This is a genomic window from Marinobacter subterrani (assembly GCF_001045555.1).
In the GTDB taxonomy this organism is placed as follows: Bacteria; Pseudomonadota; Gammaproteobacteria; order Pseudomonadales; family Oleiphilaceae; genus Marinobacter; species Marinobacter subterrani.
The window spans coordinates 2306610-2328950 of sequence record NZ_LFBU01000001.1 but is presented as its reverse complement, the minus strand read 5'-3'; the positions used below and the strand labels follow the sequence as shown (position 1 = coordinate 2328950).

Here is a 22341-nt window from a genome sequence, read left to right as displayed (position 1 = left end):
AGAAGTAAGAGGTAGCCGTTTAACGATGCAGCCAGGTATTCCCGTCACTGGACAATTTCAAGTATCGGGACAAATGGTGGGTTATCGACATCGGCGGCAATCATTTGAGGATGGTTGCCTTCATTGAATTTCGGGATTAATTCTCGTGGTTTCCTTAATGGTGCAGCAGAGATTTGGCCTGCTACCAACCTGTTCAGCACTTCGGTTAACATTGGGTCTGTAGGCACAGAATGTGTGCGAAAATAGATCTGTCCCGGTTTCACCGCCGATACGCCGTACACCGCTACCATTACCGCAGCGGCAAAAAGCCTATCCGGTAAGTCACTGGCAAACGACTACGTCTGGCAGTTCAGAAGCGGGATCGCGGCTGACACTGACGCTCCCACGGTAGTCTCTACAGACCCGACTGGTGCAGCGACAGGCTTTGCACTCAACCGAAACATTGATGCGGTGTTTAGCGAAATACTGGATCCTGCCAGCGTTAATTCAGACAGCTTCACTCTGAGCATGGGTGGAACAGCCGTACAAGGTAGCGTCAGCTACTCGAACAAGCTGGTGACCTTTAACCCCGTAAACAATCTTGCTGCCAACACCCTCTATACCGCGACATTGACAACGGCGGTAACAGATCTCGCGGCCAATGCGCTTGCAGCCGGTTACAGCTGGACATTTGAGACCGGAGACACCGTCGCGACTGGTCCGGAACCCGTCAATCTCAGAACCGCCGGAGATTTTGTGATACTGACTAAAACCGGTATTACCAACGTGTTTCAATCCGCTATCACTGGGAACATCGGTGCCAGCCCAATCACTGCGGCGGCCATGAACAGTGTTTCTTGCGATGAAATAACTGGCATCATCTACGGCGCTGATGACGCCTATGTCGCCAGTGCTGGTGGCAGAGCGTGCTTTTCCGGCACAGCACCAGACAACACACTGGTTGCCAACGCGGTACTCGACATGGGAACGGCCTACACTGACGCAGCAGGCAGAACCACCCCTGACTTTACTGAACTGCACGCAGGTGATGTGAGCGGCAAGACACTGGTCCCAGGTCTTTATAAATGGGGTACAAACGTGTTGATCAATACGAGCGTGACGCTTGCGGGCAGCGCCAACGATGTCTGGATCTTCCAGGTAGCCGGCGATGTACTTCAGGCAAGTAATACCCAAGTGCTTTTATCAGGCGGGGCGGTGGCGGAGAATGTGTTCTGGCAGGTTGGCGGCGGCACCGGTGTGGTACTTGATACAGGTGCAAGTTTCAAAGGCATTGTGCTCGCCGAGAAAGGCGTAACGGTTAAAACAAGCGCAACGGTTAACGGCAGACTGCTGTAACCCTGGAAATGAACACCATTACAGCGCCATAAAATGGATGCCCGATAAAAAGGATGAAACCAGGACAGCATTGTTAAAACGGCACACCCATTCAGTCGTGTTAACAGTCTGAACAACCGGAGCTACAGAGTCAGGTATTGCCCGTTGCCTTTCGCGGGGCCCTCATTACCAGACAGCTCGATCGACAGAAGGCAGCTTCGGCTGCCTTTTTTTATGGTTCATTGCGCAGGAAAGTAATGTCCTGATTGCTGCCACTCTTCTGGCTGGCATTGGTCTGAAAGCCGCCGTAAGCAGTGTGGTGCTGGCGAGCGTCCTGCCGGCCCTTGAAGAAAAATTTGTCTGACATGCTGAGATCCTGATGGGAATAATGCCCGAGCTACTGCCGGGTGGAGTCTTTTAGTATGGTTGTGGGAACGGAGATATAGGGAAAACCGGGAGGGGCTGATTTCCTGTCCCTATACTATGCTTTTGACACAGCTTTTCACCTATCTAAATATCCCCAAGCACTCTTCGAAAGCCATCAGAATCGAGAAAGTCAGATTCCAGCTTGATCAAGTTATCGTTGCCGGACTGAAAGAATACAAACGAGGATTCTGAATCAGACAAGAAGTAATAATAGGCTCGATCCCCGATTTTCCAGACGCCCGCGTCCGAACTGGGCTGGGGCTGGTTTTCATCGGCATCAAGCTGCTGATTGAACACTGGTATACCATTCCCATCAGCTGGTCGCTGGCAACGGTGGCAGTCATCATCTCGGCAACCATGCTGATCAGCTGATACTGGACGGACCGGCATCAGGAAAGCTGACTTGCCTGCAAAAGCCAGGACAGAGCTGTTTTCTCGGAGTTGAAACTAGGAGCCAGGGCCATGGCTTCCGGCAGATGAATCGAATCGGGCGGCGCTCACTAGCAGGAAGCTGACTGGCGACGAAAAGTTTGTCGAATTTCCTCCAGATTTCAGTCTACCCTTGATTTCATAATACTGCGGAAGCGAGGGACTTGGCTCGCCAGTTGAGTTCAGTCCTGGCGAGCATGGGGATCAAGCGGAAAAGTTGCCGGACGAAGAAGTTGATACGACCGCGGAGCCCTGTTGCTGGTCAGTATTGCCGGACAGAGCCTGGCTGATCGCAGCATCGGGATGGGCAGCTTCGATCGTCGCTAACAGTTCGTATCCGCGTTCATCAAGGCTTGATGCCCACAGCCCGTTGGCATAATTGGAAAAAACCACCCAACCCACCATAAAAGCCACATTGAGGAGCAATGAAAACACCCCTGCCTCAAAGGTAGGCAGAGCATCGTGGACCAAGCCTTCAACCAGGTAGCTTATAGCTGTAAGAGAAACGAGAAAGCCCAATAATGCCCAAAGGCGCTTGGCCCCAAGCCAGAAAATTCCGAAGAAAAGGCAGGGCCAGGAGAAGCCCACTTTCACGGCTTTGGTTGAGCGATCAGCGTGTTGGTAAACGTTGAAGGTATGCAAGGACATGGCAAATTGATTCCTTTCAAAATTGAGGGACGTTACTTCAGGGATCAGCATCAATAATTTTCAGGATCCCTGGCCCGCCTTCCTGACGGGGCGACAATTGTAGAACGTGCCGAAGGTTCCGTGCAACGGACCCTATAAAAACCGGGACATTCCGGGTTCCAGGTCTGATCCACGTCACTACCCTGATCCGCAGGACGGCTGATATTGGCCTCCATATTCCGGAGTTTTCCGGAACACGGAGGCCCAATGAACTATTCAGACAAGGTGACTGAACTTGCCGCCTGGGCGACCTGCGATGGGGCGACGTACAAAATCCACAGCGGCAGAGCAACTCTGAGCTTCTTCCAGTGCCTCTTAGGCGATGGCAGCCATACCTTGGTTAACGGATTCCGGCGGCTTGCCGGCAAACTATAGAATGCGGGTAGAAGTTCTACTTTGCTAGACTGTAAAACTCAGTGAAAGAAAGGGAGGAACTCTTTGATACAGTCAATGGCAGGTTGGTGGATCTGGGCGGTTTTTGCGGCTTTTATCCTGATCATGTTCGCCGTGGATCTGTTCGTGCGCGGAAGCGTGCACAAGGTCTCCATGAAAGAAGCCGCGATCTGGTCGGCAGTGTGGGTTCTTGTCTCTCTGTTGTTTAATGCCGGCCTTTGGGCATACCTTTACAGCACTGAGGGCATCCAGGTTGCCAACGAAAAGGCGACCGCCTTTCTGACCGGTTACCTGATCGAGAAATCCCTCTCTGTCGACAATGTGTTTGTCTGGTTGACGTTATTCAACTTCTTCGGAATTCCCGCCGAGCTCCAGCGTCGGGTTCTTATCTACGGCGTTCTGGGCGCCGTGATCATGCGTACGGGCATCATCCTGATGGGCACCTGGCTGGTGACCAATTTCGAATGGATTCTGTATGTTTTCGGCGCGTTTCTGGTATTCACCGGTATCAAGATGGCCTGGGCGGCGAACAAGGAATCCGATGTCGAGAACAATCGGTTTCTGCGCTGGATTCGGGGCCATATTCCCATTACCAAATCACTGCGCGGGCATCACTTCCTGGTTCGGGAGCAGGGCCGTCTGTGGGCGACGCCGTTACTGGTTGTGCTGATCATGGTGGAGATATCCGATCTCATTTTTGCCGTCGACAGCATCCCCGCGATATTTGCGATCACCCGCGATCCGTTTATTGTCCTGACGTCCAATATTTTCGCAATCCTGGGGCTGCGGGCCATGTATTTCCTGTTCTCCGGCCTGGCCGACCGCTTTTCACTACTGGATTATGGGCTGGGGCTGGTACTGGTGTTCATCGGCATCAAGCTGCTGATCGAACACTGGTACACCATTCCCATCAGCTGGTCGCTGGCAACGGTGGCAGTCATCATCTCGGCAACCATGCTGATCAGCTGGTACTGGACGGACCGGCATCAGGAAAGCTGACACGCCTGAAGGGAAAACCGGGACAGATTTATTATTTGGGCACTGGTCAGGCATGAGCCAGCGCCCTCACGCAACGGCGGAACAGCTCTGCCGAGAAGTACCGGTGTTCGCCCGGTTGCTCTGCCACGAATAGCTGGCCACCGGAACCGTAGATGCCGCCCTCGCTCATCTCAAAAGGCCCGTGCAAGGACGTGGGCTTTCATATTGGTTCGCCGCCAGATGAATTGATGGTGGAGGTTAATAAAGTATCACTGGCAACCGGGGAACAAGAGGAAGAAGATAGGTAACATCTCTTGAACATGACCTTCGTTCATGGAAACCGGGACCGTATGCCCCCTGGCTATCACGTGCATTCATGAAGGGTGCGCTGCCAATGCTCGATCATATTCATGCATTACTCTCTTCCCAGTCTGCCTTGCGAGTTGGCCTTCTTTGCGCGCTGATCTTACTGGTTATTGGTGTTATCGATCAGCTGACAGGGAACGAAATTGCGCTGGCACTTTTTTATCTGATTCCCGTCGCCATTGCGGCCTGGTACCTGAGCCGACGAGTAGCCTTCCTGATGGCCCTGGCGGCCGCTATTGTCTGGCTGCTGGTCGACCACACGTCCGGTCAGTCGTATAGCCACCCGGCAATCGCGTTCTGGAACGCCCTGGTTCGATTAAGCTTTTTTGCTCTGACGGTCTATCTCATGTCGATAATTCGACAGCTCCTGGAAACCCAGACGGCACTTGCGCAGATGGATAGTCTGACCGGCCTTCACAATGCCCGGTCGTTCGGGCAGGCATCTGCATCGGTTTTCGATATTGCCCGCCGCCATGGCCACAGTTCGGCGCTGGGCTATATCGATATAGACGGATTCAAAGGTGTCAACGACTCGTTTGGCCACAGTGCCGGTGATGAAATTCTGAAGGCTGTAGGCTGTGCTCTGACCAAGAGACTCAGGGTCTCCGATCTGGGCGCCCGGCTGGGAGGCGACGAATTCGCCATACTGCTGCCTGAAACCAGCATGCTCGGCGCACGCAGCTTTTTTAAAGATCTGCACGCAGCTCTTTTGGATTTGGCCGAGAGTAACAACTGGCCCATAGGATTCAGCGTGGGGGTGGCCGTGTTTCCGTTTCCACCGTTGAATTCCGACGAAGCTGTTCGCCTGGCAGACGACCTGATGTACAAAGTGAAACGCTCTGAGCGGAATAGTGTCTTATTCTCTGAATTCGACGTAGAGGCCAAAAACACCGTGAAAACCGGGCCATCCATTAGCCAGTTGTAGTCAACAGGTTAATGGGTGCCCCGGTTTTAGCTGGCGTCATGGTCCAAGTTTATCTGGCTCCGACTGATTACGGGGCGCGGAGGAATAGCAACTGACTCTTGCCTGGCTGGCGGTCGCTGGGTGCCGGGGTTAAAAAGTGTGCCTGCTGGTGAGTAGTCAAAGACGCTCAGCCCAACCAGGCCGGCAGTACAAGCAGCGCTTTCGCAATAGGTGTTGGAGAGAATGATGGCATCCAGATCAAAGCCGCTGAACTTACCGGGGGACGTTCAGGGCGCATATCTTCTTCGATGATCAGGATGTGTACCTGGAGCCAGCTGCCAGATATACCCCTGCGGGGAAGGTGCCTTACAGGTCCGGGTCGCCTTTGAAGGATTCTGAGAAACAATAGAGAATTTGGGCATTGTAGATTCTTTGTTTACTATTGCGGACCAGGTTGCCAGTGACGGCAGCCATATAAAATGGATAAACCTTCAAGGACGGAAGGAATAAAGGAATGAGCAAGAAAGTCGTATTGTTGGGTGATATGGGCACCGATCATGAGTGTTTCCCTCCCACACCCGTTATCGCCGGCTCCCCCAATGTGCTGATTGACGGCAAGCCCGTCGCCCGCGTTGGCGATTCCCTCGCGCCTCACTCCAAGCCCAAACACCCTCCCCACCCCAGAGCCATTGCCTCAGGTTCGGCAACGGTGCTGATCAATGGCATTCCCGCAGCGGTGACTGGCGGTTCCATTTCATGCGGGGGTGTGACCATCGGCAGTGGCAGCGTTGTGATTGGGGATACGCAGAAGGTACCGTCGAACCTGGCTACCATGTGGTCCGGAGCCCGATGAGCAGAACGCAGTTGTTGACTGCATTGTACGGAGACGCATCCGCAAAGCCGGATCACTTTGATCGGTTGAACCCGGGCCTCGGCGACAGGGTTCTGCCGGGAGAGATGATTGTCCTGGGTGACCCGGAAGGAAAGGCGTGCACCACGGAAGAAGCTGATCTGATGGAGGTGGCGGCACAAGTAAATGCTCAGGTTCGGGCGCTCGATCCAGGCGAGGCGCAGTTTATCGTCGATTACTACGATCTGCTGGAAGCGGTCACTTCGACAGGGTCGGCGGGTTTGGGGGCTGGCGCAGTGATGGTCTCGAAGCAGATTGGCAGCATTGAAAAGACACTGAAAAGCATTGAGCGGCTATACCAAGACAGTTACCGGAAGTATGGGCATCTTAATCATTCCGGGTTTTTCGAGAGACGGCGGGCACTTTTCAGGAAACTGGATTTCGCTCTGGGTAGTGTCGCACGCAAGGGTATGTCAATAGACAGCGATGAAAGGCTCAAACGGGCGCTTGGGTTGTCATCCAAGAGTATCGTGCATCATTGGAAGACTTCAGGGGTTGGTGCCATTCCAGGTTACACCACGTACTATGAGCGACTGGCAAAAGGTGCCCGATATGCCCGAAACGTCGGCTATGTGGGGATTGCTCTGGATGCGACTATCTCGGCGTCAAAAATCAAAGAAGCATGCACCACTGGAAGCGAGAGCGAATGTCAGGTCGTTGCTTATCAGGAGGGAGGTAAATTTGCTGGTTCGCATGCTGGAGGCAGTATTGGTGCAACCGTTGCAGTTTCGGCTTGCACAGTCTTCGCTGTGACTACCGCAGGAATAGGTGGTATTGCTTGTGCCGTCATCGCTGGAGGGCTCGGCGCAGCGGCTGGTGGCCAAGCTGGTGGAAACACTGGTGAGGCCATTGGCGAAAACCTCAGGGAGGTTTTTCATGAGTGAGGAGCAATGGACAGAGTTAGCGGCCATCACAGGTGCTGCTTCTCTGGGGCTTGGCATCATTCTGATGTTCCTGATGGTCACGTTTTTTTTCCGAAAAACCGAGGAAGTTGAACGGAGAATTGCAACGCCGGGCAAACAACTGGATAGCATTCGCATCATCTGGGGGAACGGCCCAATTGGTCGTTGGATGAGAATTTCGCATGTTTACATATTTTTTCTATTCCGAAACCTGCCACGAATCGGGCCCCGGATCGAAGCCAGAATGGGTGACGAGAATGAACCGCTTCCGCTTTCGCTGAAAATGTGGGTGATTTTGCCTTTCTCCGTGTATGCGGTCCTAATGGTTCTGTTCTTTTTCACCGGTTGGTACCTGGGAGCATATGACTAGAGAAGGTGCTCGGGGCCTCGTTCCCGATGATCTATCATACCTGGGCTTTCGGCTCGGATGCCTGGGGGCTCACAGTTTTCGCGCTTCTTGATCCTGAAGAAATGCCGTGGAGTCCTTTCGACTCTGATAGCCTGGCGATCAGGCCTGCAGTAGCGTATTGGCTTTTAACGCATTCCGACTGGCCATATGAGCGATGCGGAAAAGCGATGAGCGCGATGGGCGGCTGTTCGCAACCCCTGATCAATTTCGTGGGCGCATCGTTAGATACACACGATGCTGATTCGATCATGAGGAGACGTGGTTACGCGTTGCTTCGACATTTTGCGGCAAGGGGAGAGCCCGTTAACGGCTATTACCACGGGCTTGCACCGGTGCATGAGGCGGTACTGAACGCCAATAATGACTACCTACATGCATTGCTACGCCTGGGAGCGGATCCGGAACTACCAATTGATAGCCCCGAAAAGGCTTTCCACGGTTTTAACGCTTTCGAGTTTGCCGCGTTCTTGGAGTCGCGGAATCAAGAGGCTTATCGAGACGTCCGGAGAGAGCTTGAAGCCTATGCTCATCAAACGCGTTTCTCATCCGGGGTCTCGAACTGATTAAACCCGGTTTTTACAGTTGTCGGAGAAAAATTTAAGCCGTCTACGCTGACAGCTTCAACGACCATGCAGCTGCCCCACATAAGCAGCGATAAAAGCAGTTTCCTGAAAGGCCTTCAACCCCGTGTCGGCAAAGGCAATGGGCAGCGGGTTGGCTGCCAGGGTGGACTTGATCAGTGCCGGGGGCAGCATGGTCACCGTCAACTCAACACTGCTGATCAGTTGAATGGCCGCTTCCATTTTAAAGCTGATGGCGCCGCCGGCAAATTTGCCTTTGGGCATCCGTTCTTTGATCGCGACACTGCTGACGCCGTACTCGGCCATTAACTCCGCAAAGGCCGCCTGAAACCGCTGCAGATCTTCACGGCTATGGTTTTTCGGCAGTGACAATTTGCGCACCTTGCACTCCGGCAGGTTGAACTGCCCCCTGTCCATATTCAGCAAACACACCACCGCATCGCTGCCAGTCAGCTCAACTCCGCAAACAATCATAGCCATTGCCCTCTATGCCCCGGCTGTCGTTAGCCGCAGCACTTCTTGAATTTGAGTCCGCTACCGCAATTGCAGACGTCGTTGCGGGAGGGCGGTTTTACCGTGGTGACCGTTCCTCCTTTATTCAGGATAGCGGTGAGCTCGTTGATAGATTCAACGGCGCCCTCGCTGGTATCAACCGAAATACTCGCGTGCAGCTTCGCCCCGGCCACCTGAGCCTCAACTTCCTGCTTGCGTGCTTCACTGGTAACCACCAGCGTGAGCGGATACTTCAGGCTGCCACTCTTCTGGCTGGCGTTGGTCTGAAAGCCGCCGTAAGCGGTGTGGTGCTGGCGTGCATCCTGCCGGCCCTTGAAGAAAAATTTGTCTGACATGCTGAGATCCTGGTGGGAAGAATGCCCGGGCTACTGCCGGGTGGAGTCTTTTAGCATGGTTGCGGGAACGGGGATATAAGCAGATATAGTTTTTTGAATCGAGAAAGCCGGGACCAGGAGAGACGGGAAAGATCTGGTTTCCAGGCCATAATGGCTTGGGTTTCCTCCAAAAGGCGTTACAAAAATCCTAAGGCACTGAAGTAAAGACTGATTTATCGTTCAGATTGGATTGTTTGAAGGATGCGAAACAAGGATGTCTGAGAAATGGATTTGAGCCCGGTTTACCAGCCTCTTATTGCTGCCGTCTGGTATCTGTTACCTCTTGCCATCATAGCGGGCCTGATCAAGTCGCCCTTGTTCAAAGGCAAGTTTGGCGAGTTTCTGGTGAACCTCTCTGCGCGGTGGTTCCTGGATAAGTCCCGCTACCATCTCATCAAGAACGTTACCTTCGCCACGGAAGATGGCACCACCCAAATCGACCATGTTCTGATTTCGGAGTTTGGGGTCTTCGTTGTCGAGACCAAAAACATGAGGGGCTGGATCTTCGGTGGCGCTCATAAGCGCACCTGGACTCAGAAGATTTATCGGTCCAACCACAAGTTCCAGAACCCGCTGCACCAGAACTATAAGCACGTTAGAACACTGCAGACGCTACTCGGGCTGGGTGACCATCAGATGCATTCGGTGGTGGTGTTCGTGGGGGACAGCACCTTCAAAACGCCTATGCCGGAAAACGTGACTCAGGGGCTCGGGTATATCCGCTTTATAAAATCCCACCGGGAGTTGGTGCTGACCCCGGAGCAAGTTGCGGAGGTCCGGGAAAAGGTGGCGTCCGGTCGCCTAAAGGCATCGTTCGCCACCGATCAGGCCCATGCTCGCCATGTAAGAGGCTTGGTGGCCGAGCGCTACGGTCACGTGCCCCGTCGGCGGAGCAGGTGGCGTCTCAAGCTGCTGGTATTCCCGGTCTTGATGCTGGGAGTCGGTGTGATTGGAGTGAATGCCTATTCGAACTTTGTCTCTGGGGCGATGGCAATAGCCACTAAAAGGAACGCTGAAAACAAGGTTCAGGTCGCACCTCAGCCTGTTCCTCGTAAATCGGTCAACGAACACAGCACTGATTCGAGAGCTGTTGTGCCGGCGACTACTTCGGGCACTGTGGTTCAGCGTGTTCACAAACCTCCTTCGGAATTGTTTCTGGCACGGCAGGAATGTAACGCCTTAATCGCTGCCGCGATTGGCAATCGGGATCCGCGCCTTCTCAGAGACAGGGATAAAGCGTGTACTCGGTATAAGGTTCTGCAAGGAGAAGTGCTTTGAATCAGAAAGGGTTACTCACTGCGTGGAATGACGCCAAGGGGTTTGGTTTTATTACGCCGGAGGTCGGTGGTGAACGGGTCTTTGCGCATATCAGCAGTTATGCCGGCAGGGGCCGGCCGGTTTCCAATCGCAAGGTGACATACAGCATTGCGACGGATGCTCAGGGTCGGCCAAGGGCAGGGCGCTTTCAATACGCTGGAGCGGCAAAGGTTGGCGCCAGCATGGCCCCGGGGTTCTGGGTGGCGGCTGCAGTGGTGCTGTTGTTTTTCATCACTCTGGCTGGACTGTTCTATCAGAGGTATCTGCCTGTCTCTATTCTGGCTGCCTACGGTGGGGTGAGTCTGGTGTTGTTTGTGATGTATTGGATCGATAAGCAGGCGGCGCAGCGGGGTGGCCAACGCATCGCGGAGAACACGCTGCATCTTTTCGAACTGTGTTGTGGCTGGCCCGGTGCACTGGTGGCCCAGAAGGCTTTTCGGCACAAGACGCGGAAGGGCAGCTATCAGTTCGTTTTCTGGCTGGCGGTCTTGTCCAATCTTGGCGCTCTGGGGTGGCTAGTTGTGGCCCCGGAAGCAATGAGCTGGCGTCAACAGTTGGGCTTTGATTTGTCGAAGTCGTTGCAGCCGCTTATCTGGTAGTAGACAACGGAAAAGCCTTTATCGGTTTTCCGAATCTGGATTAATTTCGGAGCATAAAATCTTGGACCCGGTGAGTTTGGTGTTCTCCGCATACCTGAATACCGTGCAGACGACGGTATCGAATCATTTCAATGAAACCAGAAACCTTGAGATTACTCCCGTCGTTGTCGAATACGAGGGTACGCCTGTCTCATACCAGCATCAGCTATGGCGAGTGCGTCCGGAAAGTGTATGTGCGAATTACCAGCAAAATATCAGCAAGTTCTCCAAATGCACTGTTAAGGCCTCAAAGCTATTCAATGCCCTTTGTCTGGAGTTGAAGCAATCAGGGGTAGAAGGCTTGCGGCAGGTGCAGGTTCAGAATATGTACTGTAATGCTGCGGTGTCTTTCAAACCTATTGTTGCCAATATCGGTTCCGCACAAACGCTCTCCGGGCTGGAAGAGGCCCGGCGGGCGTGTAATGCGGCGACGGTTGCTGCTATGGGAAATAGCGACCCCCAGTTGGCGCGAGAGCGAGATAAGGCTTGTGAGGTTTATCGCGATTTGAAGAACCAGTGACATTAAGCTCTGAGAGCCAGGCATTTTTGCACTTAGTCGGGACTCGAACTTAACCGTTCCAAACGCGGCCTGAGCGTATTCACAAAAGCGTTTACAACGTCCGAAAAATAGGGTTTTGTGTTTTGATCTGGGTGCTCATGCGCACCCAGATAACAAACGCAGCGAAAGGCTCCGATTATGCACGTGGATAAAGCGAAGAAGCGTATTGCAAAGCAGGTTAAGAAGGGCTTTCACGGCTATCCGTTAGTTTCGCTGGAGTACTTTGGTAAAACGCCGGATTCAGCCAGCGAGGTTGTGATTTCATTTACCGAGGAAGAGGGCGCGGAACCCCAGAAGCAAACGTTTGTGAGTGGCGGTGACGCCCGGGAAGACGAAACCATTCAGTCCACCCTCCTGAAAATCATTGAGCGGGCGGGTGCCAAAACGGTGATTGAGGTCAACGGTATTTCCACTCTCAGTGAAACTTGATTACAGACAGGCCCGGACGTCGTCCCCAAGGGCAAGCTCACCCGCTTCAACCACCCGCATTGTGATTCCTCCGTGCCCGCGCATGGCGTTGTAACCGCCGGGCCCCAGTGACGTTTCCATTTTGCTGCAGGGATGGCAAAGCCCTGTGTATTCCAGCACCACATTGCCGATTCGGAATTGCTTGCCCTTCAGGGCCAGCAGGTTCAGGCCAGACACCACAATGTTGCGTCGGAAAAGCTCGGGTGCGATGGCTTCACGTTGAAGGCAGGACGCAATGGCTTGCAGGTGTTCTTGCTGGATCAGGGCGACCTGCCGTTTGCTGGTTTCGCGGCCTTTGAATCGGTCGCCTTCCAGGCCTTTTCCGGGTGTGACCGCCACGCTTTGGAGTGCTTCCATGGCCTCGCCACGGGCGGGGCTGATGTCATGACTGGAATGATTGGCGCTACTGGATTTGATTGCAAACCGTCTCAAACCACTCTTAGGCTGACCTGACAGAGAGCTTAGGAGCGCCTTAAGTTTTCAGGCGACCTGCGTTAAGGCTCACTTAAGAAAGAACCTCTAAAGTCAGGACCCATGACTGCATTCCGGTGAATTCGAATTCCACCGGCACCAATCAATACCCTGAAGGAACAGACAATGCCTGAATCCGTTCGCGTGTGGGATCCGCTGGTCCGTATTTTTCACTGGTCCCTGGTCGGTTGTTTCACGTTTTCCTGGATTACCGGGGGCGAATGGGATGATCCCCATGAAATCTCCGGCTACATCATCGCCGGGCTGCTGACCTTCCGGGTGATCTGGGGCCTGATTGGCTCTCACTATGCCCGTTTCCACCATTTCGTCCATGGCCCTAAAACCGTCCTGAATTACCTGGGTGATATCGCCGCCAAACGCGAACGTCGCCACCTGGGCCACAACCCGGCCGGTGGTGCCATGGTGATTCTGCTGATGATTGCGCTGGCAGCAACGGCATTCAGCGGCTGGCTCCAGACCACCGACATGTTCTGGGGTGTGGAATGGATGGAAGAGACTCATGGCTTTCTGGCGGACGGCGTCATGGTTCTTGTGGTTGCACACCTGGCCGGGGTGTTTGTAGCCAGTCGGCGTCACGGTGAAAACCTGCCGCGCGCCATGATTACCGGCAAAAAACGCGCTGCGTCCGGGGATGACCTGGCCTGAGCGTGACCTTTCGTTTATCACTCAAAAAAGGAATGACCATGAAAGCAAAGACTATCACCAAAGCACTGGCCCTTGTTGTTGCTACCTCCGTGTCCGGAATGGCCCTGGCTGATCCGCAATGCACCGAAGCGCCCAAGTCCTCCTGGAAGGATCAGGATATGTTTCGTAAATCCCTGGAGGAGCAGGGTTACAAGATCAAGCGCTTCAACGTGACTGACACCAACTGTTATGAAATCTATGGCTGGCAGAAAGACGGAAAGCGTGTAGAAATCTACTACAATCCGGTTAACGGCAAGCCCGTGAAGGAAGAAATCGGCGACTGATCGAGCCGACTGGCAGACGATTTGATGTACAGGGTGAAACGCTCTGAGAGGAACAGCGTATTATTCTGTGAGTTCGATTATCCGCTTCCTTTGCCTGGCTCAGGCTATCAGCAGGGAGGAAGCGGGTGATGGCAGGCTAAAAAGCCGGTCGATAAATCGCCGTTCGGAAATGAGCCGCGACCTATTTCTCCGGGCTCTTGATGTAGAGGGTATTCTTGTCCCGAACACTCATCTCAAACAGCTCGCTGGCCCGGACCAGATCACTCAGCTTCTTGTACCCGTAGTTAACGGGGGAGAAGGAGCTGTTATTGGAAATGTAGGTGCCAACCGCGCCGAGGTGCGCCCAGCCGTCGTCATCCGCGGTTTGCTCCACCGCCGTGCGCAATGTCCGAACCAGAACCGTGTCGCCCCGAAGCTCTTTGCGCGTTCGCTTGGCGGTGGGCTTGGGTTTGGCAGGCCCGCCAGTCTCGCTGTTATCCGATTCTTCGCTCTCTTCGCGCAGGTTCTCCGTGTAGATGAACTGGGAACAGGCGTTCACAAACGGCATTGGGGTTTTGCGTTCGCCGAAACCAAACACTGGTAGCCCTGCCTCCAGAATGCGCATCACCAGGGGCGTAAAGTCGGAATCACTGGTCATCAGGGCGAAGGCATTGACGTTGCCACTGTAGAGCAGGTCCATAGCGTCGATGATCATGGAGGCATCGGTGGCGTTCTTGCCGGTGGTGTAGGCGAATTGCTGCACGGGGCGAATGGCGTTGGCATGCAGCTTTTCGATCCAGCCACCCAGTTGCGGGCCATTCCAGTTGCCATGCGCATGGCGCACGTTGACGGCTCCGTATTTGGCCAGTTCCTGAAGCACGCCCTCAATGGATTGGTTGCTGACGTTGTCGCAATCAATCAGCAGGGCGATCTTGTAGTTGGTGTTCATGTCTCTGAGATGTCCTTGTCTCCATGGGTTGGATGAATCCTAGCATTTAACGCAAGGGAGGTGCTTAGACCAGACCCGGCCACGCTTTCCGATGTTCGCGGGCTGGAAAGTTTGGGCCATGCCTGTTACCTGGCTGCTGTGCCATGGTTCAGGACAGAACCTGGCCGCCGCGAACCGTGCCCATCAGATCCACCTCAACGCTGCTCAGCCAGCCTTCTTCGTTGTCCTCCCGCCCGAACGCCGAGGCGCAATTGACCAGCACGTCCAGGCCACCCAGCTCGCCCATGGCGCTCTGCAGATAAGTCTCCAGCGCAGCTTTGTCGCCGATGTCGCAGGCGGCCACATGTAGCGACAGCCCTTCGCCTTCCGCTTCTTCCGCCAGTGCGTCCAGGGCTGTCTGTCCGCGTGCGCATACAGAAACGCTGGCACCGGTATGGGCAAATCCCAATGCGATGGCTCGGCCAATACCCTTACTGCCGCCAGCGACGATTACGCGCCGGCCGTGGAAATCAAACGTCATTGAATGCTCCTGCTTTCTGATCTTGATGCGTGGGCTCTTTGAGGAGCTTCCGCGATATTGTAACGCAGAACGGTTCCTGCTCATGGCACGCGCCTTGTTCGCGCTGCTTGACCTTCGAAATAGTTCCCGCTTCCGATTTGAATCGACTATGCTGTTAAGAGGACGGATGGATAAAAAGGAGAATACCCATGCGCTATCTTTTCGTTTTACTCGCAATGCTGCTTTTTTCATCACCGGCGTTCAGTAATCAGTGCCCCACGCTTATGAAACAGGTCGATTCTCAGCTTCAGTCAGCGGAGCTGGATGCAACCACCAGGGCTGAGGTTGAGAAACTCCGTGCAAAAGGAGAAGCGCTCCACAAGGCGGGCAACCACAAGGAGTCTGAAAAGGTTCTCAATCAAGCCATTGAGAAAATAGACGCCGCGGTGGAGCAGGCCGCCGGGACTTGATCCGCCTGGGGTGCCGGAAAATTGCAGACCAGGCCGTCAGCTACGCTGACCCTGCAGGTGCCCCGCATAGGCAGTGACAGTTTGCGCACCTTGCACTCCGGCAGGTTGAACTGACCCCTGTCCATATTCAGCAAGCACACCACCGCGTCGCTGCCAGTCAGCTCAACTCCGCATACAATCATAGCCTTCCTTCTCAAAGCTAATCGATTGGTTGGACGCCCGGTCGACGGGGACCAGGAACCTGACTTATAACCAGCGCGCTTTCCTGAACCGGTAGTAGAGAAAGCCGCAGGCACAGACCATGGTCAACAGGGCTGCCGGATAGCCGTACGCCGAATCCAGTTCCGGCATGTGCTTGAAGTTCATGCCCCAGATGCCGGCCAGCACGGTGGCGACCGCAAAAATGGCGGCCCAGGCAGCAAGGCGCTTGTTCACTTCGCCTTCTTCAATCGCGACCATGGACAGGTTGACCTGAATCGCCGTGGTGATGGTCTCGCGCACTGTATTGATCGATGCATTGATGCGTGCAAGGTGGTCCGAGACGTCACGGAAGTAATCCTGGGTATCAGCGCACAGAGCCGGTACGCGCCCGCCGTGCAGATGCCCCACCGACTCCATCAGCGGCCCTACAGCGTGTTTCAGCAACATGACCTTGCGTTTGAGCGCGTAAAGCCGCTCCATGTTGCGTCGCTCTGATCCCCGTATGAAAATCTGCTCCTCCAGCGATTCAATCTCGGTTTCCAGCATTTCCATGATCGGAAAGTAGCGGTCGACAACCGCATCCAACAGTGCGTAGAGAACAAACGCGGGCCCTTTGCGCAAGAGCTGGGGCTCCCGCTCGGAACGTTCGCGGACACCCAGAAACCCCTGCTGGCTGTCGTTGCGGACCGATAAGGCATAGTTTTCACCAACAAATACATCGACTTCCCCCTGGAGGATTTCGCCGTTTACGACGTCGAGGGTCGTCATGACAGCAAACAGGGTATTGCCATATTCCTCGATTTTAGGGCGCTGGTGGTTTTCGTAATGGGCATCTTCCACGGCCAGATCGTGCAGGCCGAATTCGTGCTTCATCTGCTCCAGTTCCTCGGCGTCCGCATCCCGCAGCGCCACCCAGACAAAGCAGTCGGGTTTGTCGGCGTATTCGTGGATTTCGGCAACGCCGATGTCCCGGAGTTTTTTGCCGTCCTGGTAGGCGACGCAATTGATCAACATGGTCATAGACTCCCGGGGGTTGGAAAACTGCTTCTGTCTGGGCTTCCAGGGTAGTGCTGGTTCCGACGCGAACGTTCATGGATGTCACAAGGTACTGGCGCAGATCGGAGGCCGGTGAGAAAAACGGAGGCGGATTTCTGTGCTCTTACGCTGTCTGCGGCTATCTGAACGAGCCTAGCAGTGATTTCGGGTACTGCCTATTTGCTTGGTGATGAATTGTTAAACTTCGAAAACCGGGCCCTTGGAAAACCAGCCCCTGAACGTTGTGGCAACGGCAGGGGCGTAGCGTGTTAAAGCTCGCTGTCGTAGTTGACCGGAATGAACTCATAGCCCCTTTCCGCCCCTGTCAGGTGGCCAAGGCCGGGGAATGAAAGGTGTGAAGAGCCAACCAGGTAGCCCTTCTCCCGTGCATCGGCAAAGACTTCCGCGCGGGTTTTTACAGCGGTTTCACTGTTCACATCAAACTGAATCGCAATGTCAGGCTCGGGGAACTGCACGGCAGCCACGTGGATCAGATCGCCCCACAGCATTATGGTCTGGCCCTGGCTTTCCACCTTGTACATGCTATGCCCCGGAGTGTGGCCCACTGCCGCTACAGAAGAAATGCCCGGAACCAGCTCCTGGTTCTTTTTGAAGGTTTTGAACTGGCCAGCCTTCACGTAAGGATTGACCGACGCCATAGCGCCCTTGAAAAAGCCTTTGGCCTCTTCCGACGCTGCTTCCAGGTTGGCTTCGCTGAGCCAATAATCGGCGTCCTGCTGATGGGCGCGGACCGTGGCGTTGGGGAACACGATCTCGCCCTCGGACACCAGGCCACCGACGTGGTCCGGGTGCATGTGGGTAATGAAGATCTCATCCACCTGGTCGGGGGTGTAGCCCGCTGCCTTCATGTTTTCGACCAGGAAACCGAGAGTCGGGCCGAACAGGCTGCCGGCGCCCGTATCGACAAGCACCAGTTTTTCGCCGGTGTTGATCAGATAACTGTTCACCGAAGTGGCCAGGGGCGCGGAAAGGAAATTCTCGGCCAGGGTTTCATGCACATGCTTTTTGGTGGTGTTCAGCAGCAGGTCATCCACGGGCAGTTCAACTGTTCCATCGGACAGGGCGGTCACAACAAAATCACCCACCATGATCCGGTGATAGCCCGGCGCCTGCTCCTTTTTAAGCGGCGCTTCCGCCTGGGCGGCACTGGCCATCGTTAATGCCGTGATTACGGAAAGGAACCACTTGATCGTCAAAGGCATAGTATTCACTCCGTTTCCTTGTTTTGGGAAAGATACACGATTGATCGAGAGTGTATGGTTCGTATGAAAACCCGGTTTGGACTTGTTCAGGTCCTTTGGCGAACATCGCGGCCGGACGTGATAGCGTGGTCGGGTCTTAACGTACACACAATAACAACAAACAGGGGAGCGGCGAATGATCTTTGATTACGCGAAGGATCCGGGTTAGGACAGGCTGGTGGCGCCGGAGGCGATGAGTTGGTGTCAGCAACTGGGCTTTGACTTGTTGAAGTCTTTGCAGCCACTTATTTGGTAACTGACCAAAAGCCCAGGAAAACCGGAACCCGCCCGCCCCGGTTTTCGAGAGTGAACCGTTACTGAACGTCGTAAACCTCAATAATCATTTCAGCCAGCTCAAGGTCGTTCTCGTTCGCCAATGCAAGCTGGTTCAGCGCCCGCACGGTGGTGCCTTTCTGTGAGGCGTCGATACCCAGCAAGTGCACGACAGTGTCCACTTTTTCACCCCCACCGGCGGCCAGTTGGTGGCGAAACTCTCCGCTGAACGCGATGATGATTTCCTTGATCTGTCGCGGCCTGGAGGTTGAGACGCCGGTGGGTGTCTTTGGCTGCAGGGTGACAAAGTACTGGTCCGGGGAAAACTCGTGAATGGCACCGGAGACGCCATCGGTAGTGGAACCCACCAGGCCGCCAAGCACGATATTACCGAAGAACCACGGGTTGGTTGTGGTGGAAAGCTGAGCGGTGTAGGTCTCGTAGCCTTCCTTTTCAAAGGTAATGGATTGGTTGGAGCCCCGGTCCACCGGCACAGTCAGTGGGGTTTTACCGAGTACACGGCCGGAAACCGTAACGGTAGCTTCTTCAGGCTCGCTGTTGAAGGTAAGTTTCTGGTCGGTTCCGGAGACCACCGATGCGCAACCGGTAGACAGAAACGCGATGGCGGCCAGTGTGAGTAGTAGCGGATACTTCATGGTGCTTCCTTGTAGTAGTGCTGAATTCCAGAAAAGTTATTGCGCGAGGGAGATGTCGCCAGGTTGGATTTGCAGTTCGGAGAGTTTCTCAACCAGACCCTGGATATTCGCTTTTCCGGATCCTTCGTTGGCCAGCCTCAGGCGTTTGATGGCGACGAAGGCATCGCCAACGGTGGCTGTGTACGGTGCGGCGATCGTTTCATTCAAGACAACTGCGCCGTTGTCGCGGTCGGTCAGGATGTACTTCACGCGGGTGGTTACCTCGAAGTCCAGCCCGAACATAGGCTGGTCAACTTCCAGCAGGAGAGCTTCGAGCTGATAGCGGCCAGAGCCGGAGAGCAGTCCCTGTTTCTGCAGGGTTTGTTTCAGAGCGCCCGCGAAGGCGTCGTTGTCGATCTCGGAGGTCCATGCGGGGTTTGTTTTCTCGCCGCCCGATACGCTGGTGACATCCACATTGTTTTCCAGGGCTGTGTCGTAGGCCTTCACTGGCCCGTCATACACCATGTTGCCCATTTGGGCGCCGGAGGCGCAGCCGGTAAGGTAGAGCAGAGCGGCTAGCACCGCCAGAATCCTTGCGTTTCGCACAGTCGGTTCCTTTTTACTTATCTGTTTTTTTGAGTATTGCCTACCGCTGAGCGGAGGCTCAGCGGCAGCGGGCCATGGTAGCCGAGCGCTGGTGACCATGCTACGGACTGAGGGGGTAAGCGGAGTAAAATCTCGTGAAATCGCTTGGAGGAACTCGGCCGAATCTCTTGTCAGGTAGGCAGCATACTCCTGCCAGGCGCCGAAAATAGACTATGCAGGGAACCGCCAGTGAATCAAAAGGGCTCACTCACCTCATGGAATGACGCCAAGGGCTTCGGCTTTGTTACTTTCTTGATATACGCGATCGACAAAGGCGCTGCCGACATCAGGTTGTCGCTCATCTCAAAGTCCTCAATGGTGTGGCCCAGTTCGTCCAGACCGGTTGAGCTCGTCCGTTCCCGGTAGTGTCGGCGGTCCAGTGGGTCGATGCCCTCGAACCCGTAGTCCTGAAACAGGCGTTTTTTCTCGGCCACGATGGCCTGGTGTTCTTCAGCCGGGAAGAAGACTTCCGGGCCGGCTAGGTAGATTCGTTTTGGCTTTGCCATGGGGGGGCAGTGTTGGGTGGCCTTTTTCACGTCGATGGAGGGTGCTCACAGTAATAGGTTCAAGGCTTGGAGTTGTGTTGGCATAGTACACATCCGGCATGGAAAGCAAGGAGTCGCTGACTACCGGGCTGAGGCCCAACTGCCCCGGGCCAGTTCCATGGCCCGGTTAACCTCATCGGCCGGGACATCATCCGGATCGCCTTTTTCCATCGGGTCATAGTGGAACACGTACAGCCGGGAGGCGAATTCGGCGACGGGCAGGGAGGCTTCGCCGAACAGTTCGCCGTGGCCGTGGGTTGAGGTAATAACGCCCTGGCCCCAGTTCTGCCCGCTGTCGTTGTTGGGGTTGAAAAAGTACACGCGCATGGTCTTGTCTTTATCCATTGCGAGCCGTTGGATGGTGATGGCGTGCCAGCCTAGAAAGCGTGTGGCGCTGTCAGTTACTGCAATGCCGGCCGGCTGCGGATTGATCACGGGAATGTTGCCGTTATAGAAGGGGTGATAGGCGGCGTAGAAATCCCGGACAAACCCTTCGAAGTCTTTCAGGCCGCCGGTAAAAACGTCTACGGCGATGCGAAATCCGTGGCCGACGTGGTCGCCGTGAAATTCGGCGTTGACCCATTTATGAGGGTCTTCCCCTCGGCCAACGCTGCGTCGCCCCATTTCAAAATAGATGCGGTCCAGATGCGGCACGGTCAGCAGGGAAACGGCATCGACATCAACGGGTGGCTCGGTTGCCAGCCCTGCACCGAGCTCCCGTGAAGAAATGCTGTTGCCTTCGAACCGCATGACGATTTCATCGTCCCGCGCCGCCCAGGCAAGGATACGCAGTAATTCTGCGGGCATGTTGTAGGCCCACATGGACAGCGCGCGGGTGGACTGGCAGGTAGGGTAGTTGCCCTGGCCGACGCCCAGTGGCCGTCCCAGTACGTTCAGTACGTCGGCGAGTAAGACGCATTCGGGTGAGCGAGCCCCGCCGAAGACGGTCGCGATTTTCTCGGCTGCGGCGTCGCAGAGCGTCATGCGGATCTGGCGCCACAGGGATGGCGCCACTGGGGGCGAGTAGAGAATGCCCCGTTCCAGCATCATGGCCAGGCCATAGGTGCATTGGCTGGTTTCGGGAAATACGGCGTCGTCAATCAGGCGGTGTATCAGCGCGGGGTAGCAGTGAAACGCATCGGCACCGGTGTAACTCAGCCCAAGGGCTGTGGGAATCAGGGCATTCCAGCGGTCACGCAGGTACCGAATGAACACCGGCATATAGGCGGACACCAGGCCGGTGTTGTGCATGGCCCGGGCAAAGGCGATGGCCTCTCGCATCAGGGTGGCGTCGTCCATTTCCGCCAGTCGTTCGGAATAGACTTCAAAGCCGGGGTCTTCACGGCAACCTTCGGTGGGGCTGAACAGGGCGTTGATCAGTTGCAGGGCGTCGTCGCTGACTTCACCGCCCAGGGCGTCCGGTTTTTTCAGGCAGACGGCAATCTGGGTCACCATCTGTTTGACGCCCTCAACCTGCACCGGGCGTTGCTCCAGAATTCGCCAGACTTCAGCCACCAGGTGTTCCAGCAGGTTTTCATAACCCAGATGCTGAAGCAGGAAGTGGTACAGGTTCTGAACGGCATGGCCGAGTTGATCGGGCCGCAGCCGATCACTTTCCTGCAGGTCGTCACTGACCACCAGATCAAGGTTCATCGCCATCACCTGGGCGAGGAAATGATGGGCATGTTCCGCCGAGATTGAGGCGTGTATGCAGTCGCCTTTGGCCACCGCCAAAAGGCGAATCTGGCTCAGGCATTCGACCAGTGTTTCGGTTGGCTCACCGTGTCGAACCGTGCGTGCAGCGAGGGAGGGCACCAGTGTCTGGGGAAAGTCCCAATCGCTGCCACCAAAGAACCCGGCCGATTCGATGGCCGGGACACGTTGGTAAATTGCCTCCAGCCCTTCGGGGCTGAGCACCAGGGACTTTGCCGCTTCAATCACTTCGAATACGGGCGAAACACCCTCCACGGCATTGACTTCAGCCAGGCGGCTGACGGCGTCTTCAAAGGCCGTTACAAGGTTTGCTGGCGTACCGCTGCTCTGGTTTTCGATGTCATTTTTAGATCTGGTCATGACAATCATCCTTGAGCGAACCTTGAACTGTGTCAACTTTGATCGTCTTGTTTTTTCAGACCGCCTTCTTCATGGCAGTCAACCGCATTTAATACCCCCATGCCCGCGCATGGCGTTGTAACCGCCGGATAGCACTTAGCAACCGGT

At 55.0% G+C, this 22341-nt stretch carries 28 protein-coding genes and 4 pseudogenes; 16 read left to right on the top strand and 16 right to left on the bottom strand.

The window, feature by feature from the left end; translation table 11 throughout:
- Positions 1-44: 44 nt before the first annotated feature.
- Positions 45-140, top strand: a pseudogene (locus tag msub_RS21100) (type II toxin-antitoxin system HigB family toxin); the annotation flags it as partial.
- A gap of 106 nt (positions 141-246) precedes the next feature.
- Positions 247-1335 (top strand): ice-binding family protein, encoded by a 1089-nt coding sequence (locus msub_RS11000; RefSeq protein ID WP_319803324.1) that lies wholly within the window; start codon positions 247-249, stop codon positions 1333-1335.
- Positions 1336-1576: 241 nt separating this feature from the next.
- On the opposite strand, the pseudogene msub_RS22365 reads toward msub_RS11000, so the two are convergent.
- The 3 genes and pseudogenes from msub_RS22365 to msub_RS10990 form a co-directional block, all read right to left on the bottom strand.
- A pseudogene (locus msub_RS22365) lies at positions 1577-1681 on the bottom strand (PBPRA1643 family SWIM/SEC-C metal-binding motif protein); the annotation flags it as partial.
- A 143-nt stretch (positions 1682-1824) separates the two neighbouring features.
- Complete coding sequence (locus msub_RS21815) at positions 1825-2037, bottom strand: hypothetical protein (protein WP_048496054.1); 213 nt, start codon at positions 2035-2037, stop codon at positions 1825-1827.
- Positions 2038-2373: 336 nt separating this feature from the next.
- Complete coding sequence (locus msub_RS10990; RefSeq protein WP_048496053.1) at positions 2374-2868, bottom strand: DUF2628 domain-containing protein; 495 nt, start codon at positions 2866-2868, stop codon at positions 2374-2376.
- 438 nt (positions 2869-3306) lie between these two features.
- Between msub_RS10990 and msub_RS10985 the strand changes: the two genes are divergently transcribed.
- Positions 3307-4248, top strand: a complete 942-nt coding sequence (locus tag msub_RS10985) for a TerC family protein (protein WP_156182811.1) — start codon at positions 3307-3309, stop codon at positions 4246-4248.
- A gap of 46 nt (positions 4249-4294) precedes the next feature.
- Here the strand turns inward: msub_RS10985 and msub_RS21560 are convergent, their stop codons facing one another.
- A complete protein-coding gene (locus tag msub_RS21560; protein WP_227506708.1) occupies positions 4295-4435 on the bottom strand; it encodes a hypothetical protein in 141 nt (46 codons plus the stop codon).
- 186 nt (positions 4436-4621) lie between these two features.
- Here msub_RS21560 and msub_RS10980 point away from each other — a divergent pair, with 186 nt between their 5' ends.
- From msub_RS10980 to msub_RS10960, 6 genes and pseudogenes are all read left to right on the top strand, one after another.
- Positions 4622-5518, top strand: a complete 897-nt coding sequence (locus msub_RS10980; protein ID WP_197083818.1) for a GGDEF domain-containing protein — start codon at positions 4622-4624, stop codon at positions 5516-5518.
- A gap of 274 nt (positions 5519-5792) precedes the next feature.
- Positions 5793-5906 (top strand): annotated as a pseudogene (locus tag msub_RS22475) (5'-nucleotidase); the annotation flags it as partial.
- Between the two features lie 105 nt (positions 5907-6011).
- Complete coding sequence (locus tag msub_RS10975) at positions 6012-6350, top strand: type VI secretion system PAAR protein (RefSeq protein WP_048496051.1); 339 nt, start codon at positions 6012-6014, stop codon at positions 6348-6350.
- The gene (locus msub_RS10970; RefSeq protein ID WP_048496050.1) at positions 6347-7291 is read left to right on the top strand and encodes a hypothetical protein; all 945 of its coding nucleotides are present in this window, start codon (positions 6347-6349) and stop codon (positions 7289-7291) included. The genes msub_RS10975 and msub_RS10970 overlap by 4 nt, the downstream gene beginning before the upstream one ends.
- Positions 7284-7679, top strand: a complete 396-nt coding sequence (locus msub_RS10965; RefSeq protein WP_048496049.1) for a hypothetical protein — start codon at positions 7284-7286, stop codon at positions 7677-7679. Before msub_RS10970 ends, msub_RS10965 begins: the two co-directional genes overlap by 8 nt.
- A gap of 26 nt (positions 7680-7705) precedes the next feature.
- Complete coding sequence (locus tag msub_RS10960; RefSeq protein WP_227506707.1) at positions 7706-8281, top strand: hypothetical protein; 576 nt, start codon at positions 7706-7708, stop codon at positions 8279-8281.
- Positions 8282-8338: 57 nt separating this feature from the next.
- Here the strand turns inward: msub_RS10960 and msub_RS10955 are convergent, their stop codons facing one another.
- Both msub_RS10955 and msub_RS10950 read right to left on the bottom strand, forming a co-directional pair.
- Entirely contained in the window at positions 8339-8773 is a 435-nt protein-coding gene (locus tag msub_RS10955; RefSeq protein WP_048497073.1) for a DUF3010 family protein, read from the bottom strand.
- 29 nt (positions 8774-8802) lie between these two features.
- A complete protein-coding gene (locus msub_RS10950; protein ID WP_048496048.1) occupies positions 8803-9147 on the bottom strand; it encodes a PBPRA1643 family SWIM/SEC-C metal-binding motif protein in 345 nt (114 codons plus the stop codon).
- Between the two features lie 264 nt (positions 9148-9411).
- Here msub_RS10950 and msub_RS10945 point away from each other — a divergent pair, with 264 nt between their 5' ends.
- The 4 genes from msub_RS10945 to msub_RS10930 all read left to right on the top strand — a co-directional run bounded on the left by msub_RS10945 (position 9412) and on the right by msub_RS10930 (position 12129).
- Entirely contained in the window at positions 9412-10464 is a 1053-nt protein-coding gene (locus msub_RS10945) for a nuclease-related domain-containing protein (RefSeq protein ID WP_048496047.1), read from the top strand.
- Positions 10461-11102 (top strand): DUF1294 domain-containing protein, encoded by a 642-nt coding sequence (locus tag msub_RS10940; protein WP_048496046.1) that lies wholly within the window; start codon positions 10461-10463, stop codon positions 11100-11102. The genes msub_RS10945 and msub_RS10940 overlap by 4 nt, the downstream gene beginning before the upstream one ends.
- 70 nt (positions 11103-11172) lie before the next feature.
- The gene (locus tag msub_RS10935) at positions 11173-11661 is read left to right on the top strand and encodes a hypothetical protein (protein ID WP_264750649.1); all 489 of its coding nucleotides are present in this window, start codon (positions 11173-11175) and stop codon (positions 11659-11661) included.
- Positions 11662-11838: 177 nt separating this feature from the next.
- Entirely contained in the window at positions 11839-12129 is a 291-nt protein-coding gene (locus msub_RS10930; RefSeq protein WP_048496045.1) for a hypothetical protein, read from the top strand.
- Here msub_RS10930 and msub_RS10925 read toward each other — a convergent pair whose 3' ends face one another.
- On the bottom strand, positions 12130-12525 hold the full coding sequence (locus tag msub_RS10925; RefSeq protein ID WP_082146463.1) for an MOSC domain-containing protein: 396 nt from the start codon (positions 12523-12525) through the stop codon (positions 12130-12132).
- 240 nt (positions 12526-12765) lie between these two features.
- Here msub_RS10925 and msub_RS10920 point away from each other — a divergent pair, with 240 nt between their 5' ends.
- Positions 12766-13305: a cytochrome b/b6 domain-containing protein gene (locus msub_RS10920; RefSeq protein ID WP_048496044.1), complete on the top strand. Its 540-nt coding sequence runs from the start codon at positions 12766-12768 to the stop codon at positions 13303-13305.
- 38 nt (positions 13306-13343) lie between these two features.
- A complete protein-coding gene (locus msub_RS10915) occupies positions 13344-13628 on the top strand; it encodes a PepSY domain-containing protein (protein WP_048496043.1) in 285 nt (94 codons plus the stop codon).
- Positions 13629-13809: 181 nt separating this feature from the next.
- Here msub_RS10915 and msub_RS10910 read toward each other — a convergent pair whose 3' ends face one another.
- Complete coding sequence (locus msub_RS10910; protein WP_048496042.1) at positions 13810-14556, bottom strand: NYN domain-containing protein; 747 nt, start codon at positions 14554-14556, stop codon at positions 13810-13812.
- 148 nt (positions 14557-14704) lie between these two features.
- A complete protein-coding gene (locus tag msub_RS10905; protein WP_227506705.1) occupies positions 14705-15076 on the bottom strand; it encodes an SDR family NAD(P)-dependent oxidoreductase in 372 nt (123 codons plus the stop codon).
- Between the two features lie 188 nt (positions 15077-15264).
- Between msub_RS10905 and msub_RS10900 the strand changes: the two genes are divergently transcribed.
- Positions 15265-15525: a hypothetical protein gene (locus msub_RS10900; RefSeq protein WP_048496041.1), complete on the top strand. Its 261-nt coding sequence runs from the start codon at positions 15265-15267 to the stop codon at positions 15523-15525.
- A 68-nt stretch (positions 15526-15593) separates the two neighbouring features.
- Here the strand turns inward: msub_RS10900 and msub_RS22360 are convergent.
- The 7 genes and pseudogenes from msub_RS22360 to msub_RS10870 form a co-directional block, all read right to left on the bottom strand.
- Positions 15594-15707, bottom strand: a pseudogene (locus tag msub_RS22360) (DUF3010 family protein); the annotation flags it as partial.
- 64 nt (positions 15708-15771) lie between these two features.
- Positions 15772-16740: a magnesium and cobalt transport protein CorA gene (locus msub_RS10895; protein WP_048497069.1), complete on the bottom strand. Its 969-nt coding sequence runs from the start codon at positions 16738-16740 to the stop codon at positions 15772-15774.
- A 290-nt stretch (positions 16741-17030) separates the two neighbouring features.
- Complete coding sequence (locus msub_RS10890) at positions 17031-17984, bottom strand: MBL fold metallo-hydrolase (protein WP_048496040.1); 954 nt, start codon at positions 17982-17984, stop codon at positions 17031-17033.
- A gap of 353 nt (positions 17985-18337) precedes the next feature.
- Entirely contained in the window at positions 18338-18952 is a 615-nt protein-coding gene (locus tag msub_RS10885) for a PEGA domain-containing protein (protein ID WP_048496039.1), read from the bottom strand.
- 36 nt (positions 18953-18988) lie between these two features.
- The gene (locus msub_RS10880) at positions 18989-19537 is read right to left on the bottom strand and encodes a hypothetical protein (protein ID WP_227506704.1); all 549 of its coding nucleotides are present in this window, start codon (positions 19535-19537) and stop codon (positions 18989-18991) included.
- A gap of 233 nt (positions 19538-19770) precedes the next feature.
- A complete protein-coding gene (locus msub_RS10875; RefSeq protein WP_048496038.1) occupies positions 19771-20082 on the bottom strand; it encodes a TIR domain-containing protein in 312 nt (103 codons plus the stop codon).
- 120 nt (positions 20083-20202) lie between these two features.
- Complete coding sequence (locus msub_RS10870; RefSeq protein ID WP_048496037.1) at positions 20203-22194, bottom strand: hypothetical protein; 1992 nt, start codon at positions 22192-22194, stop codon at positions 20203-20205.
- Positions 22195-22341 lie beyond the last annotated feature (147 nt).

Coding starts and splice junctions, on each gene's coding strand:
- msub_RS10990 (WP_048496053.1), bottom strand. CDS start 2,868: ATGCTGATCCCTGAAGTAACGTCCCTCAATTTTGAAAGGAATCAATTT.
- msub_RS10985 (WP_156182811.1), top strand. CDS start 3,307: ATGGCAGGTTGGTGGATCTGGGCGGTTTTTGCGGCTTTTATCCTGATC.
- msub_RS10980 (WP_197083818.1), top strand. CDS start 4,622: ATGCTCGATCATATTCATGCATTACTCTCTTCCCAGTCTGCCTTGCGA.
- msub_RS10975 (WP_048496051.1), top strand. CDS start 6,012: ATGAGCAAGAAAGTCGTATTGTTGGGTGATATGGGCACCGATCATGAG.
- msub_RS10970 (WP_048496050.1), top strand. CDS start 6,347: ATGAGCAGAACGCAGTTGTTGACTGCATTGTACGGAGACGCATCCGCA.
- msub_RS10965 (WP_048496049.1), top strand. CDS start 7,284: ATGAGTGAGGAGCAATGGACAGAGTTAGCGGCCATCACAGGTGCTGCT.
- msub_RS10960 (WP_227506707.1), top strand. CDS start 7,706: ATGATCTATCATACCTGGGCTTTCGGCTCGGATGCCTGGGGGCTCACA.
- msub_RS10955 (WP_048497073.1), bottom strand. CDS start 8,773: ATGATTGTTTGCGGAGTTGAGCTGACTGGCAGCGATGCGGTGGTGTGT.
- msub_RS10950 (WP_048496048.1), bottom strand. CDS start 9,147: ATGTCAGACAAATTTTTCTTCAAGGGCCGGCAGGATGCACGCCAGCAC.
- msub_RS10945 (WP_048496047.1), top strand. CDS start 9,412: ATGGATTTGAGCCCGGTTTACCAGCCTCTTATTGCTGCCGTCTGGTAT.
- msub_RS10930 (WP_048496045.1), top strand. CDS start 11,839: ATGCACGTGGATAAAGCGAAGAAGCGTATTGCAAAGCAGGTTAAGAAG.
- msub_RS10925 (WP_082146463.1), bottom strand. CDS start 12,525: ATGGAAGCACTCCAAAGCGTGGCGGTCACACCCGGAAAAGGCCTGGAA.
- msub_RS10920 (WP_048496044.1), top strand. CDS start 12,766: ATGCCTGAATCCGTTCGCGTGTGGGATCCGCTGGTCCGTATTTTTCAC.
- msub_RS10915 (WP_048496043.1), top strand. CDS start 13,344: ATGAAAGCAAAGACTATCACCAAAGCACTGGCCCTTGTTGTTGCTACC.
- msub_RS10910 (WP_048496042.1), bottom strand. CDS start 14,556: ATGAACACCAACTACAAGATCGCCCTGCTGATTGATTGCGACAACGTC.
- msub_RS10905 (WP_227506705.1), bottom strand. CDS start 15,076: ATGACGTTTGATTTCCACGGCCGGCGCGTAATCGTCGCTGGCGGCAGT.
- msub_RS10900 (WP_048496041.1), top strand. CDS start 15,265: ATGCGCTATCTTTTCGTTTTACTCGCAATGCTGCTTTTTTCATCACCG.
- msub_RS10895 (WP_048497069.1), bottom strand. CDS start 16,740: ATGTTGATCAATTGCGTCGCCTACCAGGACGGCAAAAAACTCCGGGAC.
- msub_RS10890 (WP_048496040.1), bottom strand. CDS start 17,984: ATGCCTTTGACGATCAAGTGGTTCCTTTCCGTAATCACGGCATTAACG.
- msub_RS10885 (WP_048496039.1), bottom strand. CDS start 18,952: ATGAAGTATCCGCTACTACTCACACTGGCCGCCATCGCGTTTCTGTCT.
- msub_RS10875 (WP_048496038.1), bottom strand. CDS start 20,082: ATGGCAAAGCCAAAACGAATCTACCTAGCCGGCCCGGAAGTCTTCTTC.
- msub_RS10870 (WP_048496037.1), bottom strand. CDS start 22,194: ATGACCAGATCTAAAAATGACATCGAAAACCAGAGCAGCGGTACGCCA.